This window comes from Bradyrhizobium sp. 195 (assembly GCF_023101665.1).
Classification (GTDB): Bacteria; Pseudomonadota; Alphaproteobacteria; order Rhizobiales; family Xanthobacteraceae; genus Bradyrhizobium.
The window spans coordinates 5,535,853-5,550,497 of sequence record NZ_CP082161.1; the positions used below are offsets into that span (position 1 = coordinate 5,535,853).

At 64.5% G+C, this 14,645-nt stretch carries 10 protein-coding genes; 7 read left to right on the forward strand and 3 right to left on the reverse strand.

The features are described 5' to 3' along the window. Positions 1-42 precede the first annotated feature (42 nt). Entirely contained in the window at positions 43-1,548 is a 1,506-nt protein-coding gene (locus IVB26_RS25910; protein ID WP_247967988.1) for a hypothetical protein, read from the forward strand. Positions 1,549-1,550: 2 nt separating this feature from the next. On the opposite strand, the gene IVB26_RS25915 is transcribed toward IVB26_RS25910, so the two are convergent. Continuing rightward, positions 1,551-2,804: a hypothetical protein gene (locus IVB26_RS25915; RefSeq protein ID WP_247967989.1), complete on the reverse strand. Its 1,254-nt coding sequence runs from the start codon at positions 2,802-2,804 to the stop codon at positions 1,551-1,553. Between the two features lie 71 nt (positions 2,805-2,875). Beyond that, positions 2,876-4,198, reverse strand: a complete 1,323-nt coding sequence (locus IVB26_RS25920) for a hypothetical protein (RefSeq protein WP_247967990.1) — start codon at positions 4,196-4,198, stop codon at positions 2,876-2,878. A 359-nt stretch (positions 4,199-4,557) separates the two neighbouring features. Between IVB26_RS25920 and IVB26_RS25925 the strand changes: the two genes are divergently transcribed. Beyond that, a complete protein-coding gene (locus IVB26_RS25925; RefSeq protein WP_458309287.1) occupies positions 4,558-5,760 on the forward strand; it encodes a multidrug effflux MFS transporter in 1,203 nt (400 codons plus the stop codon). Positions 5,761-6,045: 285 nt separating this feature from the next. Here the strand turns inward: IVB26_RS25925 and IVB26_RS25930 are convergent, their stop codons facing one another. Continuing rightward, positions 6,046-7,656: an ABC transporter substrate-binding protein gene (locus tag IVB26_RS25930; protein ID WP_247967992.1), complete on the reverse strand. Its 1,611-nt coding sequence runs from the start codon at positions 7,654-7,656 to the stop codon at positions 6,046-6,048. A 269-nt stretch (positions 7,657-7,925) separates the two neighbouring features. Here IVB26_RS25930 and IVB26_RS25935 point away from each other — a divergent pair, with 269 nt between their 5' ends. The 5 genes from IVB26_RS25935 to IVB26_RS25955 all read left to right on the forward strand — a co-directional run bounded on the left by IVB26_RS25935 (position 7,926) and on the right by IVB26_RS25955 (position 14,643). Further along, a complete protein-coding gene (locus tag IVB26_RS25935; protein ID WP_247967993.1) occupies positions 7,926-9,056 on the forward strand; it encodes a M20/M25/M40 family metallo-hydrolase in 1,131 nt (376 codons plus the stop codon). A 240-nt stretch (positions 9,057-9,296) separates the two neighbouring features. Beyond that, positions 9,297-10,238 carry an ABC transporter permease gene (locus IVB26_RS25940; protein ID WP_246927300.1) on the forward strand — a complete coding sequence of 314 codons (942 nt, stop codon included), beginning with the start codon at positions 9,297-9,299 and terminating at the stop codon, positions 10,236-10,238. Between the two features lie 19 nt (positions 10,239-10,257). Continuing rightward, positions 10,258-11,145, forward strand: a complete 888-nt coding sequence (locus IVB26_RS25945) for an ABC transporter permease (RefSeq protein ID WP_247327022.1) — start codon at positions 10,258-10,260, stop codon at positions 11,143-11,145. Between the two features lie 130 nt (positions 11,146-11,275). Continuing rightward, positions 11,276-12,925 carry an ABC transporter ATP-binding protein gene (locus IVB26_RS25950; RefSeq protein WP_247967994.1) on the forward strand — a complete coding sequence of 550 codons (1,650 nt, stop codon included), beginning with the start codon at positions 11,276-11,278 and terminating at the stop codon, positions 12,923-12,925. Between the two features lie 212 nt (positions 12,926-13,137). Next, positions 13,138-14,643: a M81 family metallopeptidase gene (locus tag IVB26_RS25955; protein WP_247967995.1), complete on the forward strand. Its 1,506-nt coding sequence runs from the start codon at positions 13,138-13,140 to the stop codon at positions 14,641-14,643. Positions 14,644-14,645: the final 2 nt, after the last annotated feature.

Consider the following 14,645-nt stretch of genomic DNA (forward strand, 5'->3'; position numbering starts at 1 on the left):
ATGCAGGGCCTGGAGCGGCTGGCTTCGATGGTGAGAGCTCCAATGGACGCGCGCGAGGATTGGTCCCGGTCCGGGACTGACGGAGGGCAAGCGGCGCCCGGACATCCCCAGCACGGGATCGAGGTCTACGTCTTCCTGATCGCCTTCCTCTGCGTGTTCTACCTGTCGAACGGACCGCTTCTGCTCGGTCATTATGATCTGGGCTGGCACCTCGCCGCAGGAGACCTGATCCGGCAGCGCGGCGAAGTCCCCTTCCAGGATCCGTGGGCATTCACCCTCGGCGACAAGCGATGGTACAATCTGTCCTGGCTCTGGGACGTGATGGCCAGCGCGCTGTATCAGCACGCCGGCTTTGCCGGGATCGTCCTCATGGTCGTCGCCAGCGGCGCGGTCATCGCAGGATACCTCGCCTTCTGCGGCCTGAGCAGCGGCGCATCGCCCCTGGCGGTTTGCATCGCGGTCTTCGCCGCGTGCATGCTCTACCCCTGCTACGAAGCCTCGCCCAACATGTATCTGGCGGCATCGCCGAACATCGCGACCATGCTGTTCGCGGTGGTTTTCTACGGGGAGTGCCTGCGGCGGCGAAGATGGTTCCTGTTGCCCCCGATGATGATCCTCTGGGTGAATTTGCATGGCGGCTTCATGCTCGCCTTTCCGATCCTCGGCGTCTTCGGCGGCATCGCTTTGCTGCGGCAGGACTGGACAAACTTTCGGAACTACTGCCTCGCGGGCGTGGGGTGCTTCATCGCGATCTTCGTCAATCCGCTTGGGTGGCATGTCTATGACGGCGTGAGGGCGACGCTCGGTCATTTCGTCCAGGCCGATATCGGCGAATGGCGGTCCTACTTTCACAACGTCGAGCTGCCCGGCAGCATTCCAGGCATCGCCTATGCGCTGACGTTCGTTGCGCTGGAGGTGCGATACCGAAGCTCCACGCGCGTTCCGCTCGAGGCGCGCGTGCTTGCGTGGCTCTTCCTGTTTCTGGGTCTCTATCAGTTCAGATACACCGCGTTCTTCTTCATCTTCTCGAGCGTCCCGATGGCGCTTCACATCGACCGGCTGCTGCCGAAACGCCTGTCGGGCTTCGAGGTCCAGCGCGCGATGCTGGCGGCAAGCGTCGTCGGCATCCTGTTGCTGCCATTCACGTTCATGCAGGTGAGACCGGCTCTGGCATTGCCTGACATGCTCTCGGAGGAGGATGCGCGCTATCTCGAAGCGCACAGCGCGCACGCGCACCTGCTGAACCACTGGAACATCGGTGGACTCCTGATCTTCAGAACGCGGGGATCAGTGCCGGTCTTCGTCGACGGCCGGGCGGCGACCGCCTACCCGGACGAGTTGCTGCGCGACTATCTCAAGCTGGTTCAGTGGGACATCGACGAGGCGACCTGGGACAAGGTGATCAGCAAGTATGAGATCAATGCGGTGCTCTGGGTCAGAGCACATGACCCGTTGCGGCACTTCCTGGTCAGCGAGAGAGGCTGGAAAGAGGAATATACCGGCGCGTATGTCAGCCTCTACACCCGGCAAGAGGCCGCTCCCCGGTAGGATCAGCTCTGCTGGGACCCGCGCCAGGAGGCCGGGCCGCCTGAAGGTCCACGCGGCAGCAGGAGCCAGAAACAGATCAGCGCGATCGACAGCTGGCTGAATCCGTCCATGAACACGCCCGAGACCGACGCCAGGGTCGGGATGGCGATTGCGACCGTCAGCACGGCGGCCATCAGCGCCGCAGGCAGATCGACGACGAGAACCGCGGCGTACAGCGCCACCTCGAAGAAGGCGTACTCCTTCAGTCTGGGCGCGCAGAGATAGAGAGCGTACATCGCGAGCACAGTGATGCGCATTGCGGCGTCGGGATGGGCGACCAGCCAGTCGTCGAGCGTCTGAAGAAGCGAAGCCTCGCGGGCGGGGCGCGAGGCGCCGACCATGCGCCACACCGAGATCGCGAGCGGCGCAAGCACGAGCGCGATTGCGATCAGACCATAGAGCGCGGCAACGACCGGCTTGCTGCCGGCGAGCCCAATGCGCTCCGCAACCGTCCGCGCGAGGAAGAGCAGCGACGGATTGACCTCGTTCCCCGGCGAATGCTGTCCGGGGATCTGGCCGAAGATCGCGCTCAGCCAACTCCTGAACAGGTCCGGATAGAACACCAGCGAAGCCAGGATCGGCAGCACGAACATGCCGGCTGCGACGGCGATCAGGAGAAGCTTGCGACCTCTTGGCTGCGGCAAGAAATAGAGCGCGGCAAGAACCGGGAAGAACACCAGCTTGAACGAGGTGACAAGGCCGAGCACGGCCGCACCGGCGAGCTGCGGTGCGAGACTCGTGCCGCCCTCGCGCCCGGACTGCGCCGGACGCAGCAACAAGGCCAGCGATGCGGCCGTCAACAGGCCACTCAGGATCGCAAAATTCCCTGTCGCGATGATCCATTCAAAGCCGAGGAAGCCACCGAGCGCGAACAGGCTCCGCAGCGCGACATCCCTCAAGCCCGGCCGGGTCCTGCCGAGGCCGGGCAACAACAGCGCGCAGATCAACGCGAGAACGAGATAGATCGGCTTGTAGTGCGCGACGAGGAAACCGCCGGCGCAGACCGGCCGGAAGGCATCGAGGGTCACCGGAAGATAGGGATAGGAGAGCTTGGTGTCCTTCAGGTTCTTGACGAAATAGGGATCGAGCCCCCCGATATGCGCATCGACGGCTGCGCAGTTCACCCGCGCATCCCAGCCGAACGTCTCGTCCATGCCCATATCGATGGCAACTAGCGTTGCGACCAGCAGCGCCAAGGCCAGGATGAAGCGGGTCATCCAGTTGCTCCCCCGCGCGTCGGTGGCAAGGGCCCCTCGTTCTCCGCCTGCTGCGGACGCGGCGACGTCGGTCATGGTTGCGCACCCTTCATCTCGAGGCGTTTCGGCTCCGCGCGAAAATCCTGCAGCAGGATCCAGAAACACATCAGCGCGACGAGGAGGAGGATGAAAGTGCCTTCGAACGCCGTCCCTGCGAGCGAGATCAGCGCGGGAATGAGAAGACCGACGGTGAGAACGGCAGCGAGCGCGCGTGCCGGCAGGTCGACGACCAGAATGGCGGCATAGAGCGCGAGCTCGAAGAAGGCATATTCCTTGAGGCGCGGCGAACTGAGATAGAGCGCAAACATGGCAAGCACGGTGATGCGCATGGCCGCGCGGGGATGATCCATCAGCCAGCGATCCAGCTGCAACAGACGCGATCCCCCTTCCCGCACCGGCCGGTCCGCAGCCACCCGCAGGACGGACAAGGCGAACGGCGCGAGCACGAGCGCGAGTGCTGCGAGCGCATAGGTCGCGAACACGGCCGGCCTGCCATCAATGCCGGCGTGATCCATCAGGCTCTGTGCGAGCAGCAGCAGCGACGGATTGACCTCGACGAGATTGACGGAGTGCTGGTTGGGAATCTGTCCCGCAATCGCAAGCAGCCAGCTCGCGAACAGATCGGGGTACAGCATCCGCGATATCAGGATCGGCAAGACGAAGCTGAACGCCGCCACCGCGATCAGCACCAGCTTGCGGCGACGCGGCAGCGGCAGAAAATAGAGCGCAGCCAGCACGGGGAAGAACACCAGCTTGAACGAGGTCACAAGGCCAAGCAGCGCAGCGCCGGCGAGACGCAAGGCGAAGCTCGGATGCTCCGACACTCCGGGCGCACGAAGCAGGAGCATCAACGCGATCGTGGTCAGCACGCCGCTCAAGATCGCGAAGTTGCCGGACACCTGCACCCATTCGAAACCGACGAAAGCGCCGAGCGCGCACAGCACCTTGAGCGAAACATCGCGCACGCGTGTGCGCCGGCGGCCGGGAGCGGGCAAGAGGAGACCGCAGACCACGGCGAGGACGAAGTAGACGGCCATGTAGTGACCGGCGAGAAAACCGCCCGCACACAACGGGCGGAAGACATCCAGCGTCACGGGCAAATAGGGATAGGAGAGCGTGGTGACCTTCAGATTCCTGACGAAATAGGGATCGAGCCCCTTGGCATGCGCATCGACCGCTGCGCAATTGACGTGAAGGTCCCAGCCATAGTTCAAATCGAGCCGGGCATAATTGGCGATATTGCCGAGCACGAACAGCGCCGTCAGGGCGATCAGGCAGGCCAGCCAGGTCCTTCGCCCCGCAGCCGGGTCGGCCGAGGGTCCCAACCATCGTGCTGCATCGGTCACGTCGGACACAAACGGATACCTTTTGGCCTGGTTCTATGAGGCGCCGCATTGGCGCCGGAAATCAGCCGTCACACTGAACAGGATGCGTTTCCGTTTCATCCCGCGGGATCGATGAGCCTCGTCCGGCGCCGAGCTTTAGGCAGGAATGGTGAATCAGCGGTTTCCGGCCCATCGCAAGACTGCGTCCCGGGCGACCCAGCGGGGCGCTCCCTCACCAATTTTTGTCCGCCCCGGTTCCGCCTGCCAGCCATCCCGAAACATGGGTTGTGCAACGCAGCATGGACGAGGAATAAAGTCGTTCGATTTCAGAGGTGAGCTTCTTGTCCGACATCAATGCCGATTCTTGGGTGTCCACGGGACACCGCCCCATGGGTTTTCCAGAATTCGTCATCGTGATCGCGTCCATCATGGCGCTGAATCCGCTTGCGATGGACATGATGCTGCCGGCGCTGCCCAATATCGGGGCGGCCTTCAAGATCCCCGTCGCCAACCACCTCCAGCTGGTGCTGTCGACCTTCCTGATCGGCTTCGGCGCCGGCCAGTTCGTCATGGGCCCCTTGTCGGACCGCTTCGGCCGCCGGCCGGTGCTGCTCGGCGGCATGGCGGTCTATGCGGTGGCGAGCGTGCTGGCGGTCGCCGCGCCCTCGTTCGAGACGCTGCTACTGGCGCGCGCGCTGCAGGGGCTCGGCACCTCGGCGACGCGCGTGATCGCGACCTCGATCGTGCGCGACTGTTACGCCGGCCGTCGCATGGCGAGCGTGATGTCGCTCGCCATGATGGTGTTCATCGCGGTGCCCGTGATCGCCCCCTCGTTCGGACAGGCGGTGCTGCTGGTGACGGCGTGGCGCGGCATCTTCGTGGTGCTGATGCTCTACGGCCTGCTCGCGCTCGCATGGTGTGTGCTGCGGCTGCCTGAGACCCTGCCTCCGTCCGGGCGCCGGTCGCTAGCGCCTGCCGACGTGCTCTCGGCGTTCCGGCAGACCGTGACCAACCGCCAGACCATCGGCTATGCCACGGCCGCGGGCAGCGTCATCGGCGCACTCTTCGCCTATGTCTTCTGCGCCCAGCAGGTCTTCACCGGAATCTATCACCTCGGCCATTACTTCCCGATCGCCTTCGCCGCGATTGCGGCCGGTACGGCCATCGCAGGCTTCCTCAATGCGAGGCTGGTCGGGCGGCTCGGCATGCGCGTGATCTCGCACGGGGCGCTGGCGCTCTACACGGTCGTTGCCGCCGTGATGCTGCTGACGGAAAGCCTCGGCATGCTGCCGCTTACCTTGTTCATGGTGCTCTCGGCGCTGATGATGTTCTCGTTCGGCATGATGATCGCGAACTTCACTGCGCTCGCCATGGAGCCGCAGGGCCACATCGCCGGCACCGCCTCCTCGCTCTACGGCTCGATCACGACGCTGATCGGAATCGTGGTCGGCATGGCGATCGGACAGAGCTTCGACGGCACGCTGCTGCCGTTCTCGGTCGGCTTCTTCCTGTCGACGCTGGCAGCGCTCGCGATCGTGCTGGTGGTGGAGAAGGGACGGCTGTTCAAGCCGCATCATCGTCCGATCGGCTAGGAACTTCCCGCTCCTCTCTATGTTGTACTGCAGCAATTCAGAGGATTGGCCAAATGGAACAAGAGAACAGACCGGATAAGCCCGCATGGGAGATCGAACGGCCAGCTTCACGGCAAGGTTCATCCGGTGAGCGGCCGGACACGAGCCTGCCATTCGCAAGTGAAGGGCTCGAGCAGCTGCGCGACGGGAACTGCTAGACCAGATCGACCAGGGATCGCTTCATAGAAAACGGCGCCGCGATGACCTGCGGCGCCGTTCACTTTTTCAGACCCAGGCGTCCCCCGCCTACTCCGACTTGTCGACGTTCCAGAACAGCGGCGTCGCCGGGCCGTCGAGCACGCCGGTCAGCGATTTGCGCCAGCCGCTCGGCAGGAGATACTGCCCGAGCGGGATATAGATCACCTGCTCATAGGCTTCCTTCTGGATGTCGGCGGCGATCTTCTTCTGCTCGTCGAGCGAGGGGGCGCGGACGAAGGCGTCCTTGAGCTGCTCGATCTTGGCGCTTTCCGCCCAGCCGAACCAGCCGCCCTTCTTGCCCTGGCCGCCGATCGAGAGATTGGCGATCGGGTTGGAGACGTCGGCCGCGACCCAGTTGGTGAAGAACATGTTCCAGCCGCCCTCCTTCGGCGGCTTCTGGCTGGCGCGACGGCTCACCACCGTCTGCCAATCGGTCGCCTGCAGGTCGACCTTGAAGCCGGCCTCGCGCAGCAACTGCGCCGCGACGATCGGTTGCGCCTTGAGGGTCGTGACGTCGCCAGGCGCCATGACCACGACCGGGGTGCCGTCATAGCCGGACTCGGCGAGCGCCTTCTTGGCTTCCGCCATGCCATTGCCCTTCACCAAAGTCTCGGCGCCGGCCTCGGTTGCGAACGGCGTATCGCAAATGAAGAACGCACCACAGATCTTCTGATACTTGGCATTGCCGACCAGCGCGTCGAGGACGTCCTTCTGGTTCATGGCCAGAAGAGCAGCCCGCCGCACCTTCACGTTGTCGAACGGCGGATAAAGGAAGTTCATCCGGCCGAGGGTCTGGAAGCCGAACTTGTTCGAGACCTCGATCGTGATCTCCTTGTTCGCCTCCAGCACCGGCAGCATGTCGTAGGGCAGATTCTCCATGAAATCGATGTCGCCCGACTGCAGCGCGTTCACCGCGGTCTGAGAGTCCGGCATCGTGATCCATTCGACGCGGTCGACTTTCGCCACCTTGCCGCCCGAGGTCCAGCTCGCCGGCTCCTTGCGCGGCACGTAGTCGGTGTTCTTGACGTAGACCGCCTTCACACCCGGCTGGAATTCCGACGCCACGAACTTGAACGGACCCGAGCCGATCTGCTCGGGGATCTGCTTGTCCGCCGGCGTCTCGGCGAGGCGCTTCGGCATCATGAAGGCGACGCGCGAGGACGGCTTGCCGATGGAATCGAGCACGAGGCCGTAGGGCTCCTTCAGCTTCAGCGTGATGGTCTTGGCGTCGGTCGCCTCGATGCTCGCGGTGAAGTCCATGAGCTTCTGGCCCATACCGTCGACCGCGGCCCAGCGCTTCAACGAAGCGACGCAATCTTCCGCCGTCACCGCTGCGCCGTCATGCCACTTCAGGCCGTCGCGCAGGGTGAAGGTGTAGGTGAGCTTGTCGTCGGAGATCTTCCAGTCCGCCATCTGCGGCTGGATCTTGAAGCTCGAATCGGGGGCCACCAGCGTGTCGTAGACCATGTAGCCATGGTCGCGCGTGATGTAGGCCGTGGTGAAGATCGGGTCGATGATGCGCAGATCCGAATGCATCACCGCCGTGATGGTCTTGCCGGCTGCAAGCACGGGCGAAGCGAGCGCCGTCGAAAGCGCGACGACCGACAGCGCAAGTTTGGAGGCGAACGCGCGAGGCCCCCGGCGCATGAAGTGCAACATAAAAAGTTTCTCCTGACGTGAAACTGTTCAAAGGCAGGTTATTGGTTAAGCATGCGGCTCGTCCATTGGGCGAACTAACCTCATGCAATGCCTTTATCTTTCGAGACTTGCAGACAGTGCCGAGCGCGTCAATCCGGTTTCGCTGCAAGCCCTGGCGGCGCGGGCACGGGCTCCACAAGGATCGGTTTGGCTCTACAACACTCTCCACTCGTCCTGCCGCGCGGCAATGCAATGCGCGTTCCATCTTTCGAAGCTTGAGAGACATTGAGATGAATCCAGCCGATCTTCCTTTCGATTCCGAGGCAATGCTCCAGGGTCTGCGTGGCTGGGTCGAATGCGAGAGCCCGACCTGGGATGCTGGTGCCGTGAACCGCATGCTCGATATCGCAGCGCGGGATATGGCGATCATGGGTGCGACGATCGAGCGCATCGCCGGCCGGCAAGGCTTCGGCGGCGTGATCCGCGCGCGCTTTCCGCACCCAAAACAGGGCGAGCCCGGCATCCTGATCGCCGGCCACATGGATACCGTCCATCCGGTCGGCACCATCGAGAAGCTGAAATGGCGGCGCGAGGGCAACAAGTGCTATGGCCCCGGCATCTACGACATGAAGGGCGGCAACTACCTCTCGCTGGAAGCGATCCGGCAGCTGGCGCGCGCATCCTTCACCACGCCGCTGCCGATCACCGTGCTGTTCACGCCTGACGAGGAAGTCGGCACGCCTTCGACACGCGACATCATCGAGGCGGAGGCTGCGCGCAACAAATATGTGCTGGTGCCCGAGCCCGGCCGTGCCGACAACGGCGTCACCACTGGACGTTACGCCATCGCACGATTCAATCTCGAGGCGACGGGCCGGCCGAGCCACGCCGGCGCAACGTTGTCGGCGGGACGCTCGGCGATCCGCGAGATGGCGCGGCAGATTCTCGCCATCGACGCGATGACGACGGAGGACTGCACCTTCTCGGTCGGCGTGGTGCATGGCGGTCAATGGGTCAATTGCGTTGCCACGACCGCCACCGGCGAAGCGCTCTCCATGGCCAAGCGGCAGGCCGATCTCGACCGCGGCGTCGAGCGGATGCTGGCGCTGTCAGGCACGAGCAACGATGTCGCCTTCAAGGTGACGCGCGGGGTCACGCGCCCGGTGTGGGAACCGGATGCCGGCACGATGGCGCTGTACGAGAAGGCGCGCGGCATTGCCAAATCACTCGGCGCCGAACTGCCGCATGCGAGCTCCGGGGGCGGCTCCGACGGAAACTTCACCGGTGCGATGGGCATCCCGACGCTCGACGGCCTGGGCGTGCGCGGCGCCAACGGCCACACGCTCGAGGAGTATATCGAAGTCGAGAGTCTGGTTGAGCGCGGTCGGTTGATGGCGGGTCTGCTGGCGACGCTGGAGTGATGGAGTAATGGAGGTCGTTATTCCCGGGCGCGCAAAGCGCGAACCCGGAATCTCGAGATTCCGGGTTCGATGCTGCGCATCGCCCCGGAATGACGGCCAAATGCAAGGGCGCGGAAATCAGCTGACCGCACTGCAAAAACTGTGGCCCTGATGGCACGGGAATTGCTGAAATGTTAGGCTAGTGGCAGAACTGACCATCGCGGCTGCCGCCGATTTGACTCTAATCTGACGGAATCCAACTTGCTCGGATATCTCCTACGCCGAATCTTCGCCGCCGTGCCCGTGATGGGTGTCGTCGCGCTGTTCGTCTTCCTCCTGCTCCGCCTCACCCCTGGCGATCCCGCCGCGATCCTCGCCGGCGACAACGCGACGCCCGAACGGCTGGAGCGCATCCGCACCTCGCTCGGCCTCAACGAGCCGCTGATCGTGCAGTTCATCACCTGGGTGAACAAGCTGCTGCACGGCGACCTCGGCACGTCGCTGATCTCCAATCTGCCTGTCATGAAGATGATCGGCCAGCGCGTCGAGCCGTCGATCTCGATCGCGCTGTCGACCATCATCCTCGCCGTCATCGTCGCCGTTCCCTTAGGCGTGATCGCGGCGTGGAAGCACGGCACCTGGATCGACCGTTTCGTGATGGGCCTCTCCGTGCTCGGCTTCTCGGTGCCGGTGTTCGTGGTCGGCTACATCCTGATCCAGATCTTCGCGATCGAACTGCGCTGGGTTCCGGTGCAGGGCTTCCGCAGCATCTTTAACGGGTTCGGGCCGTTCTTCGAGCGGATGATCCTGCCGACCTGCGCCCTCTCCTTCATCTACATCGCGCTGATCGCGCGCATGACGCGCGCGGCGATGCTGGACGTGCTCGGCGAGGACTACGTCCGCACCGCGCGCGCAAAGGGCATCAACGAGGTTGCCGTGATGATGCGGCACGCGCTGCGCAACGCCGCCGTGCCTGTGATCACCGTGATCGGCACCGGCTTTGCGCTTCTGATCTCAGGCGTCGTCGTCACCGAGAGCGTGTTCAACATCCCCGGCATCGGCCGGCTCACCGTGGACGCGGTGCTGGCGCGCGACTATCCGGTGATCCAGGCGATGATCCTCTTGACGTCGCTGATCTACGTCGTCGTCAACCTTCTCATCGACGTCGCCTACACCCTGCTCGATCCCCGGATCCGGTACTGAGGCAAGGACAAGGACAAACATGTCGGTCGATACCCTTCCCCAGTCCTCTATTCCGATCACGTCGCCGCTGCGCCCGCGCTTCGGATTCCTGACCTCGACGCCGATCATCGCGACGGCGACGGTTCTGCTCGCGCTGATCGTGCTGATCTCGATCCTCGCGCCGCTGATCGCGCCGCATGATCCGATCCAGCTCGCGCCGTCGCAACGGCTCAAGCCCTCGTCCGCGCAATTCCTGCTCGGCACCGACGCTTATGGCCGTGACCTGGCTTCGCGCGTCCTCTATGGCGGCCGCATCTCGCTTCTGATCGGCATCGGCTCGGCGATCCTGTCGATCGTCATCGGGCTCGCGATCGGGCTCGTCTCCGGCTTCTTCAAGCTGGTCGATGCCGTACTGATGCGGGTCATGGACGGCTTGATGGCGATGCCGAGCATCCTGCTGGCGATCGCGGTGGTGTCGCTGTCCGGTGCCAGCCTCTGGACCGTGCTGATCGCGATCACCATTCCCGAGATTCCGCGCGTGGCGCGCCTGGTGCGCTCGGTCGTGCTGTCGGCGCGCGAGGAACCTTACGTCGAGGCGGCGATCTCGGTCGGCTCCAGCCTGCCGAAGATCATGTGGCGGCACCTGATGCCGAACACGATCGCGCCGCTGATCGTCCAAGGTACCTATGTCTGCGCCAGCGCGATCCTCACCGAGGCCATCCTCTCCTTCCTCGGCGCCGGCATCTCGCCTGAGACGCCGACGTGGGGCAACATCATGGCCGAGGGCCGCCAGTACTTCCAGATCAAGCCATCGCTGATCTTCTGGCCCGGCCTCCTGCTCTCGATCGCCATCCTCAGCATCAACCTGATCGGCGACGCGGCCCGCGACGCACTCGATCCGCGCATGAAGCAGCGGGAGGGGAAGTGATTCGATTTGCACTGTCATTCCGGGGCGCGCCCCTTGGCGCGAGCCCGGAATCCATTCCACCGCTTGGACTGACGCCCGATGGATTCCGGGCTCGCGCTGACGCGCGCCCCGGAATGACAAGAGAGTTTGCATGACCGACACCATCCTCGACATCAACAACCTCGTCGTCTCCGTCGGCAAGAAGCCGAATGGACCGAAGATCATCGACGGCATCTCGATCCAGGTCCGTGAGCGCGAGACGCTGTGCCTCGTTGGCGAAAGCGGCTCGGGCAAGTCGGTGACCTCGCTCACCACGATGGGCCTTTTGCCGAAGGGCACGCTGGTGCCCACCGCCGGCAGCGTCAAGCTGGTCGGCGAAGAGGTGCTCACCGCGACCGACCGCCGCCTGCGCCAGCTACGCGCGACACAGATGGCGATGATCTTCCAGGAGCCGATGACCGCGCTCAATCCGGTGGTGCCGGTCGGTCGCCAGATCGACGAGGTGCTGCGCGCACACACCAAGCTCGATGGCAGGGCGCGCAGGAAGCGCATCCTCGACATGATGGAGCAGGTCCACCTGCCCCAGGTCGAACGCATCTTCGCCTCCTACCCGCACCGCCTCTCCGGCGGCCAGCGCCAGCGCATCATGATCGCAATGGCGCTGGTACTGGAGCCGAAGCTCCTCATTGCCGACGAGCCGACCACCGCGCTCGATGTCACCACGCAGAAGCAGATCCTGAGCCTGATCCGCGAGCTCCAGCGCGATCACGGCACCGCCGTGCTGTTCATCACCCACGACATGGGCGTGGTCGCCGAGATCGCCGACCGCGTCGCGGTGATGCGGCAGGGCCGCCTGGTCGAGACCGGCCCGCTCGAGACCGTGCTGCGCAATCCGACCATGGAATACACCCGCAATCTGCTCGCCTCGGTGCCGAGCCTGGTGCCGCGGCCGCCGCGCGAGGAAAGCCGCGAGCCCGTGGTGCTCGAGGCCAACGACCTCAGCAAGGTCTACAAGGAGCGCGCCTTCTTCGGCAAAGGCCGCGAGGTCGTCGCCGCCGACAAGGTGACGCTCACCTTGCGCAAGGGCCGTACGCTGGGCATCGTCGGCGAAAGCGGATCGGGCAAGTCCACGGTGGCACGCTGCATCGTGCGCCTGATCGACCCGACCTCGGGCGGCGTGCGCCTCGCCGGCCGCGAGATCGCCGACATCTCGCGCCGCTTGCTGCAGCCGCACCGGCAGAAGATCCAGATCGTGTTCCAGGATCCCTACCGCTCGCTCAACCCGCGCGTCACCGTCGGCGAAAGCATCGCCGAAGGTCCGATCAACTACGGCGTCGCGCACACTGACGCGATGAAACGAGCGCGCGAGCTGCTCGAGCTGGTCGGCCTGCCCGCCGATGCGGTGTCGCGCTATCCGCACCAGTTCTCCGGCGGCCAGCGCCAGCGTATCGCCATTGCCCGTGCGCTCGCGCTCGATCCCGACGTGCTGGTCGCGGACGAAGCGGTCTCCGCGCTCGACGTCTCCGTGCAGGCGCAGGTGCTGGAACTGCTGGACGAGATCCAGAAGCGGCTCGGTATCGCCATCCTGTTCATCACCCATGATTTGCGCGTCGCCGCGCAGATTTGCGATGAGGTCGTGGTGATGCAGCACGGCCGCGTCGTCGAGCAAGGCCCCGCCGCCGAAGTGCTGACGCATCCGAAGGAGGCCTACACCAAGGCGCTGCTCGATGCGGCTCCGGGACGCGACTGGGATTTTGCGAACTTCCGGCCGGTGTCGGAAGGCGTGGGGGCCAGCGCGTAAGCCTTTCCCCTCGTCATTGCGAGCGAAGCGAAGCAATCCAGAATCCCTCCGCGGAAACAGTCTGGATTGCTTCGCTACGCTCGCAATGACGGCGATCGCGGGAAGTATTCCCAAAACAGCTTAAAGCCATGCGCGGCGCGATGGCCTGCCTTGCTTGCCCTCGGCGCAACGCCGGGGCTAACGTCGCGCACTTTCAATTGGGACTGAACTGAATGACACGTATCGCCGTCGGCGGCTTCCTGCACGAGACCAACACCTTCGCCCCGACGAAGGCGACATTTGCGGACTTCCAGCATGGCGGCGGCTGGCCGGCAATGACGGAAGGCGCCGACGTCTTGAAGGTGATGCGGCGCATCAATGTCGGCCTCGCCGGCTTCGTCGACAGCGCGGAAGCGAACGGCTGGGAACTCGTTCCGACGATCGCCTGCGGGGCGAGCCCCTCGGCACACGTCACCGAGGATGCCTTCGAGCGCATCGTGAAGGTGATGGTCGACGGCATCGCTGCCGCCGGCCCGATCGATGCCGTCTATCTCGACCTGCACGGCGCCATGGTGACCGAGCATCTCGACGACGGCGAAGGCGAGATCCTGGCGCGCGTGCGCCGCGTCATCGGCAAGGATGTTCCGCTGGTCACCAGCCTCGACCTGCACGCCAACGTCACGCCCGAGATGATCGCGCATGCCGACACGCTGATCGCCTACCGCACCTATCCCCATGTCGACATGGCCGAGACCGGCCGCGCCTCGGCGCGGCATCTCGCCCTGCTGCTGAAGACGAAGCAACGCTTCGCAAAGGCGTTCCGGCAATTGCCGTTCCTGATCCCGATCAGCTGGCAGTGCACCAACGACCAGCCGACCAAAGGCATCTACGAAAAGCTCGCCGCGCTGGAGAGCGATGCGGTTCCGACGCTCTCTTTCGCGCCGGGGTTCCCCGCCGCCGATTTCCGCGATTGCGGTCCGAGCGTGTTCGCCTATGGCAGAACGCAAGAGGACGCCGACCGTGCGGCGGATGCGATCGTGAAGCTGATCGAAAGCCACGAGGATGATTTCGACGGCAAGATCTGGTCGCCCGACGATGGCGTGCGCCACGCCATGGAACTCTCTAAGAGCGCAAGCAAGCCGATCATCATCGCCGACACCCAGGACAATCCCGGCGCCGGCGGCGATTCCGACACGACGGGCATGCTGCGCGCGCTGGTTCGCAACAAGGCGAGCGCCGCGACCGGGGCGATCTACGATCCGGCATCGGCCATGGCCGCGCATGCGGCCGGCGTCGGCGCCACCGTGACGCTGTCGCTCGGCGGCAAGTCCGGCATTCCCGGCGACGAGCCTTATCGCGAGACGTTCGTGGTCGAAAAGCTGTCCGACGGCCGCTTCATCGCGCCCGGCCCTTATTACGGCGGCCGCGAGATGGAGATGGGCCCCTCGGCGGCCTTGCGCATCGGCGACGTCCGCGTTGTCGTCTCTTCGCACAAGGCGCAGCTCGCCGACCAGGCCATGTACCGCTATGTCGGCATCGAGCCCACCGAACAGAAAATTCTGGTCAACAAGAGCTCGGTGCACTTCCGCGCCGACTTCGAGCCGATCGCGGAAAAGCTGATGATCTGCGCCGCGCCCGGCGCGATGCCGGCCGACACCGCAACGCTGCCCTGGACACGCCTGCGCCCGGGCATTCGCATCAAGCCGAACGGTCCCGTTTTCAATCCTCCTTCACGCTAACC